Raw genomic sequence first — 21,035 nt, forward strand, 5'->3', positions numbered from 1 at the left:
CTCCGTTACTCAGGAACGCAGATAATCATGAGTGATTCACGCAGGATGCGTCGCGCTGTTGGTCAGCTTGCGGTGAGAGTCAGTGGGCATGCCGTTTGGGTCAGTGCGCTAATGTGTGGCGTGCTGCTGGCGGGGATTTCCATCGGCGAAACGCTTATCCCCTGGCAGCATGTTCTCAGCACGCTGGCAAATCATCTTTTTGATACACACTATCCTGTCGATGCGCTGGATGCAGGGATCGTCTGGAACTACCGCCTGACCCGAGCGCTGGTCTCGGCCAGTTGCGGCGCGTGCCTGGCTGTTTCCGGCGTAGTGTTACAGTCGCTGCTACGCAATGCGCTCGCCGAACCCTATCTACTGGGGATTTCTGCCGGAGCGTCCACCGGGGCGGTGCTGATTGCTCTCACTGGACTTGGGGCTGGCATCATCAGTATGTCATTGGGCGCTTTCATTGGTGCGCTGACGGCATTTCTGTTCGTTGCGCTATTGGCGATGGCCGCTGGCGGTAGACAAGGTGGGGGTGTAACAACCCAAATCATCCTTGCCGGGATCGCCAGCTCCCAGCTTTTCAATGCGATTACATCGCTTATCATCACCCGCTCAGCAAACGCCGAGCAAGCACGCGGTATTATGTTCTGGCTGTTGGGCAATTTGAGCGGTGTACGCTGGCCCGATGTAGTCTTAGCCATTCCTACCGCTCTGGTCGGTATCGCGCTGTGCTTCTGTTATGCCCGCCATCTTGATGCTTTCTCCTTTGGTGCGGAGTCTGCGGCATCGCTGGGCATTCCGGTAAAACGTACCCGTGCAGTACTGATTGCCGCCGTCACCGGCATGACGGCGATTATGGTCTCCATTGTGGGTGCGATCGGCTTTGTCGGTCTGGTGATCCCTCATGCTGCTCGTCTGCTGGTCGGCAACCAGCATCATCGACTGCTCCCGGTTAGTGCGCTTACCGGAGCTATTTTCCTCATTATCGCTGATGTTATTTCCCGCACGTTACTACCCGGTCAGGTACTACCAATAGGCGTGATCACGGCTCTGGTTGGCGCTCCTGCGTTTTCAATCATTCTGATTAGAGGAAACCAGAACAAATGACGGTGAATCTCGTACAGCCACTCGTTGCCTCTGCGCAAGTCGTTATTGAAGCCTGTAATTTGTACTGGAAGGTAAAAGGTAAGACGATTGTTGAAGATATTTCACTCAGCGTAACGCCCGGCGAGTTTGTCGGCATCATCGGTCCCAACGGCTCGGGCAAAACGTCACTGATTTCACTGCTGGCCGGTTTGCTGAAGCCAACTTCCGGGCGTATCACCCTGCAGCAAAAGGCGCTCCAGCATTATTCGCGGCGTCACCTTGCGCAGCGGGTGGCGTTGGTCGAACAACAGGCAGAAACCAGCGAGCGTCTTACCGCTTTACAAGCCGTTTCTTTGGGGCGCACGCCCTGGCTTAGCCTGCTCTCGCCCTGGTCCGCCAAAGATGACGATATCGTGCAAACTATGCTGGAGAAGGTCGATCTCCGTGAATTACAGCACCGATGCTGGCATACCTTTTCCGGGGGAGAAAAACAGCGCCTGCATATCGCCCGGGCGCTGGCGCAGCAGCCGCAGTTGTTACTGATGGATGAACCCACCAACCATCTCGACATTCAACATCAGATTGGCCTGCTTAGTCTGGTTAAACGTGAAAAGCTCACGGTCATTGCCGCTCTGCACGACCTCAATCATGCCGCGATGTTCTGCGATCGCATCATCGTCATGACATCCGGGCAAATGGCGATGCAGGGGACTCCTTGCGCCGTGTTTACCCGCGAAAACCTCCATGCCTGGTTTGGTATCGACGCCATTGTTGAACATGAAACAGGCGCTGAAAACTGTTTTATCCGTTATCAAAGACCGGATGAATTTTAAGGAAGAATCGATGAAATATCTCAAACAGAGTCTGAAAGTTTTATGTTTACTCGCCCTCACCTCTTCAACCTTCGCACAAACTCACGACGTTTTGATGAAAAATCGTGGGTCTGCGGGACCAATGGTCTATGAGCCGGATTATCTGGAGATCCAGCCCGGGGATACGGTGAAGTTTATCCGTAAACATAAGAGCCACAACGCGGCTTCAATCGCTGAATTGTCTCCGGCTAACTATCCCGGTTTTATGGGAAAAATAGATGAAGAGATCGAAGTAACTTATGACAATGCCGGATTTTACGGCATCAAATGTACACCACATTACGCTCAGGGCATGGTGATGCTGATAAAGGTTGGAGATGCCAAGTTACCAGCAAGCTATCGGGCATTCAAAGCACCGGGTATTGCTGATAAGCGCTTTCAGGAAATTTACGCGCGTATCGACAAACGTTAATCCGCGATACTCAGGGAGAAATACGAGGTGACAGAGAATAAACTTGCAGATGGCGAAATCCAGGAACAGCGCCGGGAATGTCTGTGTAAACTGACAAAATTCGTCGGCGCGGCAGGCGTCGCTGCTGCCGTCTGGCCGCTGGTTTCGGCCCTGGGCCCGGATGAGAAGACTCTTGCGGAAAATGAACCGATTGATGTCTCTCTTGCGGGGGTTGCTGCTGGACAAACCGTCAGACGCGTATGGCAGGGAAAGCTGATTCTTATTCACCATCGCACCCAGGATGAGATTATTACTGCCAGAAGTGCCGACTGGCATACGCTTATCGACCCACAACCGGACAGCGAGAGGGTCTCAGCAGCTCATCCTCAATGGCTGGTGGTTCAAGGGTATTGTCCACATGCCGGGTGCGTACCCAACGCCCGACCAGGAGGCGTGGGTTGGATCTGTCCGTGCCACGGCTCAGAGTTTGATACCTCCGGGCGCGTGACGCGCGGCCCCGCGACGACCAACCTGGCAATCCCGGACTACGTGATTCATTCGGATGGTCAGGCCGTGCGTATCGGCACGAAGGAAGCCTGAAATGAGGAGTGAGCGCGTCTATTCGCTTCGCTGGCGTATCCCGTTTCCTCGCTCGATTGCCGGACTCTGGGTATTCGCAATCGGCGCCATCCTGCTGGTTATACTCGCCGTGCAGATCCTTACGGGTATCGTGCTGGCGATGTTTTACGTGCCGACGGCCGAGCTGGCATTTGACTCCATTATTCATATTATGCGTGCGGTTCGCCATGGAGAACTGTTACGCAACATGCATGCTATTGGCGCGTCGCTCTTTTTCTTTGCCTGTTATCTGCATATTTTTCGTGGCATGTACTACAGCGTTTACCGCAAGCCCTGGACGACAATGTGGATGATTAGCGTGACGCTGTATATCCTGCTGATGATGACCGCATTTCTTGGTTATAGCCTTATCTGGGGGCAAAAAAGCTACTGGGCGGCTACGGTAATTACCCGCTTTGCCCAGGCCATTCCGCTGGTAGGCGATACCCTTTACGCATATTTAGTCGGCAGCCATACTCCGGGAACGCCGATGCTTGGCCGCTTTTTTGTTCTCCACTTTATTCTTCCCTTTGTGATTGTCGGCGCAACGGTTTTTCATATTCGCACCGTACAGTCGGCGTTTGCGCAGGCGATGAAAAAGAGGTTTAGCGAGAAAGAGTCCAGGAGCCTGCTGTTCGATTACAAAATTACCGATCTTGATGCCATCAAAATCATCCTTTTTTTGATGATTTTCGCCTGGTTTTTATTCTTCGCGCCGCATTATCTGAGCAGCGCCGATAACTTTATTCCTGCGGATCCAACAGTTACACCCGCGATTGTTGCGCCGGAATGGTATTTTCTCCCCTTCTTCTCCATCTTGCGTTGCTTCCCAAATGAATTCGTTGGCTTAGCCGCAATGTGCAGCTCGGTACTGATTTTCTATTTCCTTCCCTGGCTTGATACTTCCCGGGCTCGTTTTCGCCATTACAGCAAACTGGTTAAATGCGGATTCTGGCTGTGGGTCATTAATGCCTGCTTTTTAGGCTGGTTAGGGTCGAAAGCGCTGGTTGGCCCCGATCTTATTGACGGTTTCCGTAACGAAGAGGGCTGGATCCGTGCCGCATCGCAGCTTTCGACTCTGATTTGGTTTGCCTGGTTTTTAATCGTATTACCTTGCCGTCGTTTTCTGGAAAAGCAGGATTGATGATGAAACAACTATTGAAAATCAGCATTCTGTCCTTTTCTCTGTTGGGACTGGGTTCCTCATATGCGCAGGAAGCCACGCCTGAACGGCAGGAATGGAGCTTCAGCGGCATCAATGGCCAGTATGATAAAGCGCAGCTTCGACGTGGCCTGCAGGTTTATGAAGAGAAGTGTCGCGCTTGTCACGGCATAAAGCACCTTAGCTTTCGGTCGTTGACCAGACCCGGCGGTCCGGAACTCACGGCTGAAGAAGCAAGAAGTATCGCCAGCGGCTATCAGTTTCCTGAGATTCAGGATGACGGCCAGATTGGTGAGCGAGACGGGACGCTAAATGACAGCTTCATCTCGCCGTATCTAAACGAGCAGGAAGCACGATACCTTAACAATGGTGCTTCTCCCGTTGACCTGAGCTATATCGTGCGTGCCCGCTCATACGATCGCGGATTCCCGCAATTTCTGTTGGATGCTTTTCTGCCCTACACGGACCAGGGAGCAGATTACGTCTACGCACTGCTAACCGGTTATCAACCTGCCGATCCCGAACTGAAGGCTAATCGCTATTTTCCCGGTGGCGTGATTAACATGCCGAAACCGCTGACCAGCGGAGAGATTCAATGGCGCCCGGCGTCGCTACAAGCTGAAACGGAGGAGCAATATGCCAGGGATGTCACCGCCTTTCTGGCATGGGCAGCCGACCCAACGCTCGCAGAACGAAGACAGCAGGGATATTACGTTATGGGCTACCTGGCCTTTATGCTGGGGCTGCTATGGATATTACGACGAATGAAAAGACGTTCGCTCATGTAGGCATTGCCAGATATGAAGATGATTCAGTTCGTCAGCTTTCCGCCGGGCAACAGCGCTGAGTTGCCCTTGCGCGACTAAGGCTGGTGAAAGATGGTATGACATAAACTGCACAAAACGAAAAAACCCCAAGCTATTAAATAGCTCGGGGTTTATATTTGGCGGAAGCGTAGTCCGCCAAATTAATGTCCGAGAATGCCAGAAATAGTCCATTTTTACCATTAATAAACAATATGTTGTCAAAATTGATTGTTCGAGGACGTCTTGCTACATCCGAAAAAATCTGACATTTTATGCAGTACCTTATGCATGGCGGTTTGTATGACAGGATTAACTATGCCGAAAAAAGCAAAAGAACTCACCGGACTAGCAGTTGCTAAGTTAAAAAAAGAAGGCTCTTTTGCCGTCGGTGGCGTTGACGGCCTGTATCTTCGAAACAGAGGCCAGTCCCGTTCATGGGTGCTTTGCGTTGCTATGGGGGTAAGAGTAAATGCTCTAGGAAGAACCGTTCCGAGACGTTTAAACATGGGTCTTGGCCCCTACCCTGAAGTTTCATTAGCGGAAGCGCGTGACAAAGCTCGTGAGCTGCGTAAACAAATCCGTAATGGTATTGACCCTCTTGCAGAAAAGCACGCCCATAAAGCGCATCAGGAACGTCTGGCCCACAAGAACAAATCCTTTGCTAGCTGTGCTGAAGACGTTATCGCAATTAAGACCAAAGAGCTAAAGAACCAGAAACACATTGCCCAATGGCGGTCCACGCTGGAAACGTATGCTTATCCTGTTATTGGTCAAAAACCCATCGCTGAGATTACAAAGACTGACCTATTAGCGATACTTGAACCAATCTGGTTAACAAAAAACGAAACTGCCAGCCGTCTGCGTGGTCGCATTGAAGCGATCATCGATTACGCAAAAGCGAAAGAATACTTTGAAGGTGATAACCCTGCTTCGTGGAAAGGTATGCTTAAGCCTCTCCTGCCAATGCCAAGCAAGGTTCAGCAACAAAAGCATCATGCAGCATTGCCTTACAGTGAGATCAAACCCTTCATCTCTGAACTACAGAAACGAGCTGGCATTTCAGCACGAGCACTTGAGTTTTCAATACTGACAGTTTCGCGCTCTGGTGAAGTCCGTGGCGCTGAATGGTCAGAAATAGATCTGAAGAACAAAACGTGGATCATCCCAGCCAGCAGAATGAAGGCTGGTAAAGAACACCGTGTTCCATTGTCTGATTCTGCCATTGCCCTGTTAAAGGATTTACCACGCTTCAAGGACAATAACCTTGTGTTCCCTGCCCCGCGTGGTGGACAACTATCAGATATGTCATTGCTGGCTGTATTGAAACGGATGGGACACAGTGGTTTGACACAGCATGGCTTCCGTTCAACATTTCGTGATTGGGCTGGTGAAACCACAGACCATCAACGTGAGGTAATTGAACATGCGCTGGCTCACCAGTTAGCTGATAAGGCTGAGGCAGCGTATCAACGTGGGACGTTATGGCCTAAGCGTGTGGCGTTGATGGATGAGTGGTCAGGCTATTGTCTTACCCATGTTTAGCTGTTCTGTCTGAATATACCATCAACAAAGCCCTTCGCAATATGGGCTATGACACGAAGCAGGACATCTGTGGACACGGTTTTCGCACGCTGGCCTGTAATGCCTTAATTGAGTCAGGTTTGTGGTCAGAAGACGCTGTAGCGCTTCAAATGAGCCATAAGGAAAGCAATAGCGTCCGTGCTGCTTATACCCACAAGGCCAAGCACCTTGACCAGCACCGCCTGTTGCTCCAGTGGTGGGCTGATTATCTGGATGCGAACAGCAACGGTATGGTTAGGCCGTTTGAATTTGCTCAAAGAAGATAACAATAGAGGCCAAGGATGGCCTTTCACCATACTTTACCCCTATCTTTTACTATCTAAAATGAAGATTAAGTGGCTAACCTTATTTATTCCTTCTCACTTTGACCTGTAATCATTGACTGAAGATATTTATATTCAGACCTCAAAGAATTATATTGCGAAGCAGTTAGAAGTCTATTTGAATTTAACTCAATAACATTAGCATCATGTTTAAATTCATTTAAAGCATCATTTTCCATTGCGCATAGTATTATTTGATAATCCTGAGGAACACTACGCATTAATTCTTTAATAACAGTTTCATAACGGTATCCCGCCTGTTCCTGCTGGTTGGGTGTATCGATAACGAAAGGAGGCACTACGCAAGATTTAGCACCATGAATTTGTTGTAGTATAGAGAGTTGATAAGCAAGTAGTCCCCTAGCAGCCTCAGCAGCACCACCACCAAGCAACTGTTTATAATCAGTGGGTGATTTAACTTTGCTAAGATTTATCCCTGTCGAACCTAGTGCTTCAATATTTGCCAACAGTTTGGACATAAAGGACGAATTCAGTTCTTCCCTTTCTTTGGTAGAAAGAAGTTTTTTCTGGTCTTTTTTTAAATCCTTGATAGAACTGTTGGCTTTGTTGATGTTAAGGTCTTCATTATCGATTTTAATTTGAATATTTTTTGAAACATTTTCAGTAGATATGGTATCAATTACTTGAGCAATGAGATCTTTTTCAACTGCATCGTCGTCTGTAATGTATTTCTTATTTATCCTATCGATTTCGTTAGTAATAAACTGAGCGTCATCATTTAATGAGTTCAATGAAGAATTGAGCTCCGCTATTTTAGATGCTATTGAATTTGCCTCATTAAGCAATGAATCCTTTTCTGAAAGAAGCAACGCTCTGTTAGGTAGTGAGTTATCATGAAGAGTGCCACACAATGGACACTCTAAATTGTCAGTAGGTATGGATTCTACCGCAAACTTATAATCTTCCTCGAGTTCATTTGCAGAAGTAATGGCTAACGAATACTGACTTTCGAGATCGTAAATATTTGAAGTGATAGTAGTCTGAGCGTCATAAAGTCTTGTTTGGTAATCGATCAAGTCGTAAAGTTCATTTTTTATTTCATTCTGAATCTTAATGAAATCATCATTATCTAAAGCTATAGGCGAATCAACCGAGTTATCAACTATAACTTCAACCGCGCTTTGAAATTTTTCTATTTTATGTGCTGATTCTTTCTTGATTTCACTATATTCATAAATATTTTCCTCAATATCAAAATGCTCAGGCTTAAGATAACCAGTAAAATATTTGATTAATGGAACTTTCCAGTTAGAATATTGCCCTAAGTTCTCGAATGAATTCCAAGGTGAACTCCAGCTTTTTATCTGGTCAATATAAAATGGTAAAAAATAATATGCTGGAGGAGGCGTCTCTAAGTTTCCATCACCACGATTAGGAAGCTTCATTTTGAAATTGACGAGATCCGAGAAATCTTTCGAAAAATCACCAGTTATATTTATATATCTTTGAGCTTCATCGCCGATAGCTCCCAAAATTATTGAGTGGGTTCCACGACATGAAAAATATTCTTTGTTATTTATAGTAAAGTATAAAATGGATTTGATGTCATTTGATTTCCACTCTTCATCGAAAACAGGATCGCATCCTAAAGACCACATTAAACTTTTTGCTAGAGTGGACTTGCCAATACTATTATCTTTTCCGGTAATTAAATTCAATCTTTTCTGGAACGAGAACTGATTCGCAAGTCTTTTCGAATCTGATATCAGAACTAATCGTTGAAATGTCAAGTTTCTCATTTTTCTTGTTCCTTAAATTCCGAATTAATAATTTATAGTTATCTTTATTGCTTACAATATTATTCATGCATCACCTTTAAAAAGCTATAAATTACCTCGCATAATATATCGTCATATTCTGGCACTTTATCTTCAATATTAAGCTCTTGAGTTTTTAAAATAACTGACTCAATGTAATCACGGGTTTCTGTAAAGTCTTCTTCAGAGACACTACTTAGCGCCTGCTGGACTGTTCTCATTATATTCATATCAAAAGCCGACGAATGTCCGGTTCGGCGCAAGAAAAGTTGTTTTATTTTTTTATTAATCTTCCGATAGGTTAAGGTGTTCCATTTCATGTCATTTTTAGCTAAGTACTCAAAGTCTTTCTCAAAGTCTTCAAATTTTGGGCATGTTGTATTAACAGCTATAACATGCTTTACCTTATGAGATGTTAGAGATTTATCCTCAACCATTTTCTCCCAAAAAGTAAAATCGTAACTATTCTGTCCTTTGCGATGAATTTCATCGATTATCGCTCTATAAATATTAACGGCATTGCAATGACTATTTGGAAATATTTCATTTACTAATTCAGCAAATCTACCAATGACAAATTCTTCTTGGTTCTCTAATTTTATTTTTGGAACAATAAACTTTAGATTTTCTGGCAAGAGAGATATTCCAAGCTCATCCTTTAATTTTCCAGTTAACCCCGACAAGCAATCTACACTAAGATCACCTGAAGTTATAACGTCTAATTTTAACTTCTTATCTCTTTGTTCAAATGAGAAACCACTGGAGGACACAAGACCTATTTCCGTAATTCGTGCTTCATAGTCTGTACCAATACATGAGCTTAAGAGCTTACCGAGAATGGAACTCTTAGCTCCCTCAGCACCTTGCTCTCGTTTGGTTAAGGCGTCAGAAGTGAAGGGTTTTCCAGTGTTCTTTACTTGAAAAAATTCAAATTTTGCCGAACTTCCATACAATGAGTCTGCGATAACGACATCCTCATGATATTCGATCAATAAGGCATAGTCAGAATTTGATTTATGCTTTTCAATTATTCTGCATAGAGCCCAATGATATTGAAAATCATATTTTCCAAATGTGGTTGCTCCTGAAATTTCTCTTTGAGCATGACCCAAAACATTACGTTCCATTGAAAACCCCACCTTTACTTAAGGAATCGCTACTGACTTTTCTAACCAATCTAATTTAGGAAGGGCAAAAAGTCTATAAAATCGTGGTCTTAGCCCGTTCTGAAGTAGAACTATCACAACACAGAGCATTGCAGATAAACAGAACCAGCATTTTTTTAACATATGCTACCAGCATCTCATACTCATGTCGGTAATCGAGTGATAAAGACAATGATAATGACTATCAGGAATCAATATTGATGGTTATATGGTGGCGTTGACAGGTCAACAGGCAATTCATTATGCAATATGGTTATATGAAAAGCAAAAGTCATTCAGATATGCCATAAATAAGACGACAGCGTCCACATTATTTACACTCTTAGGCAAACATCTTGATCAGCTCCTTTTGATGTTGCAGTGGTGGATTTGTTATCTAAATAGCAATGTCTAATACCACTACACTTACGCTGACTGGCATGTAACATGTTGCGTAAAGGCATACATCGTAGACCTGATACAGCGTGGCAGACAGAGAAAACAGCACCAAAGTCTTACGCTATGAATGGATTACAATCCCACACAGCTATTTAGGTGCCAATATTAATGACATGGTCATGCTATCTCAATTTGCTCGCAGCAAATAAAGACCTGAAAGCTAAGGATTACGTTGCCTTATACAGTAGACATATTCAATATAAGGATTTAATCTAGACAAGTCAGTCATAGTAAAGAAATGGAGTTTGTAGTGATCATTGAATATGCTGTGGAAAAAGAAACAAAACAGATCATGCATATTGATGATGTTCCTAATGGAGCTAAGTGTAATTGCATATGTAAGTCATGTAATGATGAATTAATTGCTCGCAATGGTGGAAAATTAAAAAAACATCATTTCGCCCATAGAAATCTGATTGAAAATCGTGCTTGCCGAATGACACAGTTGCATTTAGCAATGCAACATTATTTTCTTAGCTTAGATGTATTAACAATACCTCAAATGACTTTTGCGTATAAGAATCACACGCTAAAAACACCACTAGTAAAAACCAAAATACTATCCGCAACCTTAGAACATAGAATTGGAACCTATGTGTCAGATGTCTGTCTTAACACAGATACTGGATTATACATCGTCGAAATCTGCGTAACACACAAATGCGAGCCTGAAAAAGTACGTTACTTTAAAAATAACAAAATAAATGCAGTAGAGTTAGTGTTTAAATACTCTGAAGATATCGAGATAGAAGAATGGTATCAACGTGTTAAAAACAATCAAGTTCCCAATGAATGGTTTTATTACTCTGAGTGTATTAAAGCGATTGAATGTCATGAGTTAGCTGTTGAAAAAGAAATAAATGAAAGACGTTCAAGAAGATTAAAAAACACACTAAATTCAATCAACAAAACACTGAAAAATAAAACTATATTCCTGCCAAGTATTCATGAGAGTATAACTTATGAAGAATCTAATGAGATTTTTACTGAAAGCTTCTGCCTTTACAAAAAGAAGAATCGTGCCGTTGATAAAATATCGGTTATACAAAAAAACGATGATTGTTTTATCCTACGCGGAGACACTTTGCATAAAGGGAAAGAATTTCATATATGGATAATATATTTACTAAATGAATTTGATTTTAATCGAATGGATGATTTTGAAGGAAGTGTAATTATAAGATTCTATCCTATAGATAGTAACAAACCTCAATGGCGCTGGTTGAAATATCCATCACTTGAAAAAGAAAAATCACGACTACGATCTCATTTCATTAAAGATTGTAAAGAAAGAATACACATAAAATCCCTAACAATTCATATGAGCAATAGATTGAAAAATCGCTCATATGAGTATTTAGACATGACTGATGAACTATTCAATAGAGACTACAGCACATGGAATAAATGGCTTATAAACAATAAGCTATTTACTCCGAGCATGCAGAGGAAGTGGCCAAAATTACCTATAACGCTTAAAGAAATGAAAGAATCACCAAGCCTGTGGATGTTCCAGAGATGGTCAATTTTAATAATTAGCATTATGCTTAATATAATAGATAACATACCAAATGGAAGCAGCATTACTGTTTATAACATATTTGATGAAATGAGTGACATCCTACCTCTCGATCCTGAATTTATATCATTAGAAGCAGAGGCAATCGCCAATAAGAAAACCATTCAATTACCTCATCGCCCTCTTATTTTTAGAAGACATATAATCCATGAGACCCTGAAACCTTTGATTGATAGAGGTATATTAATAACTACTGGAGATATTATCATTAAGAAAACCCCACTACGGCAATTATTTTTGCAGCCCGTGGAGTAATATAAAACATCGAGAGAAAGCTTTAAAATTCATTAGCGACGTAGTATATTGCACACAATATCGTCTGGGAGAACATCTAATGTCAATAAGTAATACCATGTCAAATATCAACAGACTACAAAAAGACATTGCTAATTTACAAAAACAATTTTCCGACGAGCAACGTAAAGAAGCTCAACTTTCAGGAAAAATAAATCAAATAGAACGTAGTATCACTAAATCGACATCATTAAATACCTTGAACTCAAAAATGTCAGAAATCAATCGTTATAATAACGATGTTACAAAATGTAGTTCTAAAAAAGCAGATATCAATAAAAAAATAGCAACTAAAACTGGAGACTTACATCGTTATCAAGTCCAACTCCTTAAAGAGCAAGATAATGAGCAGAAAAAAAGGATTGCAGCTCAAAAGAAAATTGAAAAAGAACAGTTAGATCATCAGAAAAAAATCACAAGGGAGTTGGAATCACAAAAAAGAGTAATATCTTCAAACCATAATTTCAATCGTCAAATTATCAACAAACATGATGAGACAGAAGATATTCTAGAGAGTTATGATGTTTTTATCTCTCATGCAACAGAAGATAAAGATAGTTTTGTCCGTCCACTTGCTGAGTTGTTAAAAGCAAAAGGGATAAATGTATGGTATGACGAATTCTCTTTAGGTTGGGGTAAAAGTCTACGTAAGACAATCGATTATGGATTAGCAAACTCTCGTTTTGGAGTTGTTGTTTTATCTAAATCCTTTATCAAAAAGGACTGGACAGAGTATGAATTAAATGGTTTGACTGCCAGAGAGATGAACGGTGAAGACCGAGTAATACTACCTATCTGGCATGAAGTATCTAAATCTGATATCTTAAAATTCAGCCCTACACTAGTAGATAAAATGGCATTAAATACATCGATAAATACCATTGATGAAATTGCTGAACAACTTGAGTCATTACTTAAATGAAATAAATATTTAAACAAGAGGGCCTAACGGCCCTTTCGTTTTCCCTTAAAGGAAACTCACCATTGGAAAGAATGTATATTCCCACACATGGGGCAACTAAATCAGCCTCAGCGGAAATAAACTGTTCGTAATGCCGCCAGTCACCTAATTACATGTATATAATCTTCTGTCTGGCTCTCTACAGTTACTTCCACCATTATTACATTCATTTCCTTTATATCTTGACACTTCTATTTGTTTTAGACGATTAGGATCGTTTGGACAAGAACAACCTCCTGTATCTTTATTTGGAACATAACACTTCCCTTCAACAATAATAAACATCCTATTTACACTTCCGCCTCCTTCTTTCCATACACCATTAGTACAAGATAATATAGAACCATCAACTGCTCGCCCTTGCAAACCATTAGGAGAACATCCATTTCCAGCATAGGCCACTCCATTTAGATGAAGATACTCTCCAACTGTTGTTCTACCACCTGACACAACTCCACCAGCACCATAAACTTTTCCAGCTGCATCAATATTGCCGTTAGAGTGTACGTAGTTAGAATTAAGGTTTCCTGATGCCCATACATATCCAGCGTTAACTGTTCCATTAGCATCTATATTCCCGGTTGATTTAACGTATCCGCCATATAATCCTGCTGAAGTCTGAATGTTTTTACCATTATATGCTGTTATAGTATTGGAATCTGTCATATTCCATCCACCACCATATTTTTGGAAATAAATCCCCCCATCTCCCATAGTTCTGAACCAGTTATTAGTATAGGTCTCACCTCTGGACGTTATGGTTGTTCCTGATACGCTATTATTAGAATTTAAATTTCCATTGACTTGGCCATTACCCGCTACAACCAAATCAGAGTTTAATGTTGCCACACCGCCAACGTCTAATGTTGTGCCTATCACCGCTACCCCGCTAGTTCGTAATGCCTCCGTAGTTGTGATTCCCACTGCCGTTATGTTTCTGGCATTATTTATGTCCTGATTACCCATGTTTAAATTACCTGTCATAGGTAATGTGCCATCACGACGCAAATACACTGAATACATAGAAGAATCGTATCCAACACGATACGCCAGTAGACCCGCTGCAGTAATATTATTAAAAGCTGATGATGTCTCGGTCCATGCGCCCTGTAGACCTGATACTAAAGCTGCTGATTGCGTCATTCCGCTATCAATACCCGCTTCCTGCATAGCTTTACCTAATAAATCGTAGCGAAGTTTTCCGCTTTCACTCCAAGGTAAAGTTGTTGTGATTAAGCCATTAACCACATAGTTAGGAGTAGCTCCTGAACGTTTTAACATTATCTTATAAGAAGATTTCTGGGCATTTACCCCGGTATATGATATTGGCAATAACCCTTCATTAATGAGTGTCTGATAAGTGATTTCACAACCTGAACCATTACAGGTACGGGGACCCGGATCGCTTGACTGACTACTGCTTGAGGTCAGAGTAGAAAGCTTGTCGTATCGGATATTAATATATCCATTTACCGCCTCCCCTATCTGCTTCATTTGTTGACCAACAGCCTTAGCAATCACCGTTTCCTGATCATTTCTCATATCCTGAAAACGCATAAAAGCCATCATACTACCGACACCCAGCACCAAAATGAGTTCCAGTAATGAGAACCCTTTCTTATTTTGTTTTTTCATTTTCATCGTCCTTTTTGTTTCACGTACATATCAATTAACAAAAATAAAAAAGAGGTCAAGGTTGGTTAAGATATAATCCATAAAAAACACTTAATAAATAATTTTAAGAGGGGTAATTTTATCCATTATCATCTTTTTTATGTTATCCTGCTCATGACCTTAAACATTCAGGATAAAAGATAATGACTGAAGCTATTAAAGCACTTAATAACATCCGTACCCTTCGCGCTCAGGCACGAGAAACAGATCTGGCTACTCTGGAAGAGATGCTGGGAAAATTAACTGCTATTGTTGAAGACAGACGCCAAGAAGAATCACTTGCACTGCAACAAAATGCTGAACGTCAGGCCAAAATTGAAGCGCTTCGTGCACAACTGCTTGAAGATGGTATTGATCCATCTGAACTGCTGGGCAATCCTAAATCTTCCCGTCCGGCTACTGTTCGTGCTCCTCGTCCTGCTAAATACAAGTACATTGACGAAAATGGTGATGAAAAGACATGGACGGGTCAAGGTCGTACACCAAAAGCTATTGCTGCTGCACTAGAAGGTGGTAAAGCTCTTGAAGACTTTGCCATCTGAGTTTGGTTGTAATTTATTGCCACGGATGGCAGTAAAAATTGACTACCGCGCCCTCTGGGGCTTGGTCAACAGCTTCCCAGCCTAAAACAAGTTTTAAGCCGGAGAGCTGTTCGGACGTGAAATTATTTTATGGTCTGAATTTCTTGAGAACTCTTTCAATGTAGATTTGCCCATTTACTTTATACCGTTCAATATCGTGAGTATGTAATGATGGAACTTCTAACAACATTCCAAAGAGTAATTGTTTATCTACCTCATTTATATCACAGTTTAAAACCTTGGCAACCTCTGCACCGAGAATTATTTTTTGTCGTATATTTTCTTTTTTGTTATCCCTCTTTTCTTTTGCTTTAAGATAATTGAGCTTATTTTGTGCTCCTGCTATTTTTTGCTCAAGTGTTTTCTTAATTTCAGGCCTACTTCTATCACTCTGAAAAACATTGCCAGTTAGATAGGTATTTTTTATTTCATCATCACTCATTCTTTTCTCCACTGATGCCTATGATTATAAGGAATATTACTTCTGAACTCATCATCTGAAAGTGCTCGTTTGATTGATTTAATCCGGGAACGGAACTGTTTCTTTTCCTGTTTCTTTTTAAACTCAACTCTTATTTCTGTGATTATCTTTTCTGCTTCACTATACGCTTTTTCCAGATCGGTATAGATTCCATTATCAAGTAATCTTTTTGCTTCAAGATCGATGGCTTCATCGTTATTTTTATACATAAAACCTCCCTGTATTGATTTCCTGATTATGTATTAACACAATTTACAGATAAATCAATAAGTAAGGTGTTAAATCTTATCTGACAACCCAAATACTTATAAAGCCAATGTTAATAGTCCATAATGCAGCATTAACACAGATTAGTATTATTTCTGACTCACACAACTCACCGATACTCATATTCACCCCGTTTATTTTATGTTCTTATATTCTTTTATATTAAATAATTTACTTTGGCAAGTCATGAGTTTTATCGTGATAGTAATCTCTGATTAATGTTGCCTCTTTTTCCCTACAAAAAAACAACTACCAGTAAAAATAAAGTACACACTAAGAATATAACAACACTATGCGCTAATATTCACTAACAACTTTGAACGATTCTCTCCGCGTTACTTATTTTTGTTTATCAGTGATTTTCATTTTATCTTTCGATTTTCCACTCTAATTTCTTATCCTAACCTGTGAATTGTGCAACAGGGAAAGCTACCAATATCTTTTGCTATTTTTCTATTTTAGTGGTTTCCCGCCTTGCGGCGGGATAAATTAATACTCTTCCTGTCCTTCGGACGCTATCAAAACCCCATTTATGTAATATCGTGGAACACTTCGCCCTTTCATCCAGATTGCGCCGCTTAATTCGGCGGTTTGTTTTACAGACATTCATATATTTAGTATTAATTAATAAAGGCAGGCCTTCTACATTGCCGTTATTTTTGAGCCATTTATGGCGATAAAAAATAAAGCAATGCCCACTTACGCATTATCGCTTCGCTCTAATGCCGTGGGGTCTACCGACGGTTGCTGCCGCAGGCTAAAACCGTTTCCTTCGGAAACAAAATCAAGGTCAACGTCAACCCCGGCGTTTTCCTTATGTAAAACGAATAGCAGCATTTGGCATTGAGGAATATTTGGATGGCGATATACAGTTTTAAAATGGAGAACATCAGCAGAGGCGAAGGTCAGTCTTCGGTTAACTCTGCTGCATATCGTCACCGTAAAGTTTTCTTCGATAACAGGACGGGTGAAGTTTGTGGTCGCAAAACAGCACATAAAAAGGACCTTGCCTTTGCGCAGATTTTTGCACCTGAACATACTCCACCTGACCTGATTGTTGACAGTGAAACACTCTGGAATGCTGTTGAAGCCTCAGAGAAGAGAAAAGATGCTCGTCTTGCCAAAGAGTTTAAAACTGCTCTTCCTGCCGAGCTAACACCAGAACAGAACATTGAACTCACTGCTGCTTTTGTTCTTGAGCACTTTACCAAGCAAGGCATCATTGCTGATGTTGTTATCCACGATATTAATGGTCATAACCCGCATATCCATATCATGGGAACAACCCGTGAGGTTCTTTCTACCGGCTTTGGTAAAAAGGTCCGTGAGTGGGATAAACCTGAAACCCTTGATAGCTGGCGTAAAGGCTGGCAGAACATCTGTAATGGGTTCCTTGAGCTGTATGGTCATGATGAACACATCGATCACCGTTCTATCAGGGTTCAGTATGAGGAAGCCCTTGTACAGGCTACGGCTGCTGCTACAAACGAAGAGAAAGCAATCTGGCTGGCTAAAGCTATTGAAACAAACCGCGATCCAATACTTCATATTCCTCGTGACCGCTGGGGCACTGTTGCCGCTCAGGAACAACGTGCTGCAGAGCAAGCGATACGTGATGAGCTGAAAAAAGAAGCTGACGAAGCCTACTTTACCTTTAAAGATCTACCATTAGACATCGTGGTTGATGTTGCCAGCTTTAGGGTTCATGCACTGGCTGAACCGGAAGAAATTGTTATCCCTGATAACACAGGTAGAGCTTCATCTACAGGCTCGCAGAAACCTATGCTGGTGGCTCCTGCACCTCATACACGCACTACGCTGAAAACCACATCCTCTTCAGCAGCCAGAGCACTTAAACGCGCTCCAGTCAAAGTTAAGAGGAAGAAAGTTGAACCTCGTCAGAGCGGTGTGTTCAAGCGCTTCACCTTACTGGTAGTAGATTTTATCAGAGAGAAATTCATCTGGGTCAAGAATAAGCCAGCTCCTGTTTCAGTAGATACTGAGCACGATAAGCGTATAGCTGAAAACTATGTCTTCGATGAGGTTCAGGGTATCTATGTATTACGCGCTGAGCATGATAGACGTACCAGATTGAACAGTGATGACTACAAGCCAACAAAGGATGAGATCAGACGTTTCCCAAGTCGACCGCTTAAGCCTGAACAAACAGATAACGATTTTGATTCCATACCAACACTGACGGCAGACAGAAAAAAGCCAGTACCTAAAATGAAGCCACCGGATTTTTATAATCATTGAATATAAACCATACCCAGTGGGAGGATAATAACTTGACTCGTAAAATCCCTATGAAATGTTTACCATGTTTAGATTTCATATAATTTGATGCGCACCATTAACAGGCCAAAATACTCGCAAAATTCAACAATGATGATTACAAGCCTTCCAAAGAAAGCTCATTCTCTTTCCAATTCATTCAAAGCAGATAATTTTTTATTTCGATAACAACACAAGTCTGACTCTATCGAGTTGAGCAACGTAAACTAAAGGATCACCATCTAAAATAAATCCATTCTAAAAATATTCAATTATAATTCATGCGTGCACTAGCTAAATCACAGAGATATTTATTTTTATATTCGTTATGCTCTAAAACCATATATGCAGGACAATTCCTACATGTAGAGTTTAAAACACATTTACCACACTTACTGTCATAATATATCTTATGCAATTGTTCACTGATAGAATTTAACTCTGCCCATACATCATTAATGTTTCCGTCTATAATATTACATTGTTTTTTTCTGTATATGGCACAAATAGATGCGCGACCGAACTGGTCAATAAACAGACTCGAATATCCTCCTGAACATTTCTTATAATAGTCTAAATTATCCATTGCTAGATTATCACTTTTAATTATCCTTTTCATTGCAAGTTCATTTTCAATCCTAACAATTTCATTCGGTTCCAATCTCTCATTTATATTATTTTGATAATTCAATGATGGAATAAGATATGTGTTTATCTCAATTTTGTTTTCCGAAAAGAAAGCTAGATCCGTCGAAGATACAGATATTGATTTACATAGGGTTAACCCTTTGTACATTGTAATACCTAATTGTTCTAACCTGACTATATTAGACATTATCCTATCAAGGTTAGCTCTTTTATTTTTAGCAAAGCCAATAAGTTCTCTATTATTTTTCCCGTATATAGATACAGAAACAGAACTTGGTGGATATTTACCGAACAGTTCAAAATGTTTTTCAGTCATTAAACTTGCATTAGTAAATAGTGAAATCTCAAGTCCCTGCTGGTGAATGAAGGTATATAATGAAATAAAGTCTTTATAAAGAAGAGGCTCACCTCCAGTAATAATTAATTTCCTGCATCCTTTTAACATTAATTTATTTATCACGATTTTCCATTCGTTCACACCTAGTCCTGCTGAGGTTTTATTATCAAGATAACAGTGCGGACATTTAAAATTACATGATGTTATAATTTCAATTGTAGCCGATGTTAAGTTTTTCATTGCTCCTCCGTAACCCCAGAAATTCTACGTTGTGCTAACTCACACATAAAATCTATTGGTTCAGATGAATTCCCATGTTCTAAATTGGCATATGCAGCACACCATCTGCAAATGGATTTTTTCTCGCATGTAGAGCATTTGCTATTGATATAATAACTTTGCATTTTATTATGTGAATCTCTCAGATATTTTATTATAGTTTTCTCATCATTACTCAAAAAACTAATTTTATCTTCCACATATAAAGAACATATAGATGCGTATCCTTCAGCATCTATTGAAAGGCTATTAATTCCACCTCCACATTTAATACATGCTTGAGAAGTCATATTAGATATCGATTTCCTCCAAAAAGTTATAGTTTCTGGATCACTATGTTCGAAACTAATAATATCATCAATACTAGCTCTTTGAGATAGTTTACCTCTCATTAAATCTTTTTGCGGGAAAATTATTGCATCATACATAATTTCTTTTTTATAAATTCTCGCAATATCATCAAACCTACCTTTCAAAGCTGCGGGTATGGTTTCTTTGCTAAGAATTGATTTTAGCATGAAATCAATATTATTAGAAAGTAAAAAACTCAGATTATCAATAACTTTTCTAAACGCGGTTTTATTTATAGTGAACTTTTCGTATTCGTCAGTACTAGTTCCATATAACGTAACCATAATAACTTTGGGTGGATATTTAATAAGAAGATTCTTAGTTATATCCGTTATGTAAGATAAATTTGACATAACCGAGATGATAAATCCTTTATTTTTTGCATACAAATATATTTCATTAAATCTTTTATATAAAAAAGCCTCTCCACCTGTAAATGTTAAGTATAAAACTCCCATATTGTATAATTTATCGATACATGCAATAACATCATTATAATCCATATGAACTTTATTCGATGGGCAATAACAATGTAGACATTTAAAATTACAATGCTGAGTTAACTCAATACTTGCGGTTATCAAACATTCTCTTTGTAATGCTTTTTCTTTCAAGGAATCATGATTCATTTAGCTTGCCATATATTTTATCTAATACGTTTTGAATTTGAATATCATCAAATCCGTATTTCTTTTCCAACTTGTGGCTGTTTATTTCAGTTGAATACATTAAAACATCAAACACTAGCTCATTAACATTATAGCACTTATTATTAGATTGATTGATGACAATATATTCATCCATTATCCTTCTAGGTACATATACGCTTTTCATCTTAATTCATAATCATCCAATATAAAATAAGAGCAACAGTCGCATTGCTCTTATTAGATTTATTTTATTTCAACATTGGTTATATCCATCATCTGGGCTAGGGCCCCAACATCCAAGAGTCTTTCTTTTGGATACTGGGTCAATATCCTTTACTTCCTCAAACTCACAGATCTCAATCTCGTAGTTATCTATAGTTTGTTGCTCATTAATATCCATCTTGCTCCCTCTTCACATGATACATTGACTAAATGTATATCTCTTGC

Annotated in this window: 18 protein-coding genes and 1 pseudogene; 12 read left to right on the plus strand and 7 right to left on the minus strand. The window is 40.6% G+C overall.

The window, feature by feature from the left end:
• Positions 1-27: 27 nt before the first annotated feature.
• From OGV52_RS02175 to OGV52_RS02210, 8 genes and pseudogenes are all read left to right on the plus strand, one after another.
• Entirely contained in the window at positions 28-1,095 is a 1,068-nt protein-coding gene (locus OGV52_RS02175) for a FecCD family ABC transporter permease (protein ID WP_016156150.1), read from the plus strand.
• Positions 1,092-1,907 carry an ABC transporter ATP-binding protein gene (locus tag OGV52_RS02180; RefSeq protein ID WP_200052308.1) on the plus strand — a complete coding sequence of 272 codons (816 nt, stop codon included), beginning with the start codon at positions 1,092-1,094 and terminating at the stop codon, positions 1,905-1,907. The genes OGV52_RS02175 and OGV52_RS02180 overlap by 4 nt, the downstream gene beginning before the upstream one ends.
• 10 nt (positions 1,908-1,917) lie before the next feature.
• A complete protein-coding gene (locus tag OGV52_RS02185) occupies positions 1,918-2,358 on the plus strand; it encodes a pseudoazurin (protein WP_287108014.1) in 441 nt (146 codons plus the stop codon).
• A 27-nt stretch (positions 2,359-2,385) separates the two neighbouring features.
• The gene (gene petA / locus OGV52_RS02190) at positions 2,386-2,937 is read left to right on the plus strand and encodes a ubiquinol-cytochrome c reductase iron-sulfur subunit (RefSeq protein ID WP_101700007.1); all 552 of its coding nucleotides are present in this window, start codon (positions 2,386-2,388) and stop codon (positions 2,935-2,937) included.
• A gap of 1 nt (position 2,938) precedes the next feature.
• Positions 2,939-4,099: a cytochrome b gene (locus OGV52_RS02195; RefSeq protein ID WP_103766114.1), complete on the plus strand. Its 1,161-nt coding sequence runs from the start codon at positions 2,939-2,941 to the stop codon at positions 4,097-4,099.
• A 2-nt stretch (positions 4,100-4,101) separates the two neighbouring features.
• The gene (locus OGV52_RS02200) at positions 4,102-4,905 is read left to right on the plus strand and encodes a cytochrome c1 (RefSeq protein ID WP_200079703.1); all 804 of its coding nucleotides are present in this window, start codon (positions 4,102-4,104) and stop codon (positions 4,903-4,905) included.
• Positions 4,906-5,238: 333 nt separating this feature from the next.
• Positions 5,239-6,465 carry a tyrosine-type recombinase/integrase gene (locus tag OGV52_RS02205; RefSeq protein ID WP_191219928.1) on the plus strand — a complete coding sequence of 409 codons (1,227 nt, stop codon included), beginning with the start codon at positions 5,239-5,241 and terminating at the stop codon, positions 6,463-6,465.
• An 8-nt stretch (positions 6,466-6,473) separates the two neighbouring features.
• Positions 6,474-6,770, plus strand: a pseudogene (locus OGV52_RS02210) (tyrosine-type recombinase/integrase); the annotation flags it as partial.
• 83 nt (positions 6,771-6,853) lie between these two features.
• Here the strand turns inward: OGV52_RS02210 and OGV52_RS02215 are convergent.
• Entirely contained in the window at positions 6,854-8,506 is a 1,653-nt protein-coding gene (locus OGV52_RS02215; protein ID WP_228304187.1) for a hypothetical protein, read from the minus strand.
• Between the two features lie 140 nt (positions 8,507-8,646).
• Positions 8,647-9,732: a DUF4297 domain-containing protein gene (locus OGV52_RS02220; RefSeq protein WP_110498419.1), complete on the minus strand. Its 1,086-nt coding sequence runs from the start codon at positions 9,730-9,732 to the stop codon at positions 8,647-8,649.
• A 727-nt stretch (positions 9,733-10,459) separates the two neighbouring features.
• On the opposite strand from OGV52_RS02220, the gene OGV52_RS02225 reads away from it, so the two are divergent.
• Positions 10,460-12,043, plus strand: a complete 1,584-nt coding sequence (locus tag OGV52_RS02225) for a competence protein CoiA family protein (protein WP_162620732.1) — start codon at positions 10,460-10,462, stop codon at positions 12,041-12,043.
• A 79-nt stretch (positions 12,044-12,122) separates the two neighbouring features.
• Complete coding sequence (locus OGV52_RS02230) at positions 12,123-13,004, plus strand: TIR domain-containing protein (RefSeq protein ID WP_353622594.1); 882 nt, start codon at positions 12,123-12,125, stop codon at positions 13,002-13,004.
• Positions 13,005-13,148: 144 nt separating this feature from the next.
• On the opposite strand, the gene pilV is transcribed toward OGV52_RS02230, so the two are convergent.
• A complete protein-coding gene (pilV, locus tag OGV52_RS02235) occupies positions 13,149-14,678 on the minus strand; it encodes a shufflon system plasmid conjugative transfer pilus tip adhesin PilV (RefSeq protein ID WP_191219484.1) in 1,530 nt (509 codons plus the stop codon).
• A 182-nt stretch (positions 14,679-14,860) separates the two neighbouring features.
• Here pilV and OGV52_RS02240 point away from each other — a divergent pair, with 182 nt between their 5' ends.
• Positions 14,861-15,259: an H-NS family histone-like protein gene (locus OGV52_RS02240; protein ID WP_121927122.1), complete on the plus strand. Its 399-nt coding sequence runs from the start codon at positions 14,861-14,863 to the stop codon at positions 15,257-15,259.
• A gap of 127 nt (positions 15,260-15,386) precedes the next feature.
• On the opposite strand, the gene OGV52_RS02245 is transcribed toward OGV52_RS02240, so the two are convergent.
• On the minus strand, positions 15,387-15,740 hold the full coding sequence (locus tag OGV52_RS02245) for a conjugal transfer protein TraD (RefSeq protein WP_191219485.1): 354 nt from the start codon (positions 15,738-15,740) through the stop codon (positions 15,387-15,389).
• Complete coding sequence (locus OGV52_RS02250; RefSeq protein WP_049842670.1) at positions 15,737-15,988, minus strand: hypothetical protein; 252 nt, start codon at positions 15,986-15,988, stop codon at positions 15,737-15,739. The genes OGV52_RS02245 and OGV52_RS02250 overlap by 4 nt, the downstream gene beginning before the upstream one ends.
• A 916-nt stretch (positions 15,989-16,904) precedes the next feature.
• Here OGV52_RS02250 and mobQ point away from each other — a divergent pair.
• Positions 16,905-18,305 carry a MobQ family relaxase gene (gene mobQ, locus OGV52_RS02255; protein ID WP_287108019.1) on the plus strand — a complete coding sequence of 467 codons (1,401 nt, stop codon included), beginning with the start codon at positions 16,905-16,907 and terminating at the stop codon, positions 18,303-18,305.
• Positions 18,306-18,591: 286 nt separating this feature from the next.
• On the opposite strand, the gene OGV52_RS02260 is transcribed toward mobQ, so the two are convergent.
• Positions 18,592-19,548 (minus strand): radical SAM protein, encoded by a 957-nt coding sequence (locus tag OGV52_RS02260; RefSeq protein WP_279274910.1) that lies wholly within the window; start codon positions 19,546-19,548, stop codon positions 18,592-18,594.
• Positions 19,545-20,567: a radical SAM protein gene (locus tag OGV52_RS02265; protein WP_222168136.1), complete on the minus strand. Its 1,023-nt coding sequence runs from the start codon at positions 20,565-20,567 to the stop codon at positions 19,545-19,547. The genes OGV52_RS02260 and OGV52_RS02265 overlap by 4 nt, the downstream gene beginning before the upstream one ends.
• Positions 20,568-21,035: the final 468 nt, after the last annotated feature.

The sequence above is a fragment of the Citrobacter sp. Cb041 genome (assembly GCF_030336655.1).
GTDB classification, from domain to species: domain Bacteria; phylum Pseudomonadota; class Gammaproteobacteria; order Enterobacterales; family Enterobacteriaceae; genus Citrobacter; species Citrobacter braakii.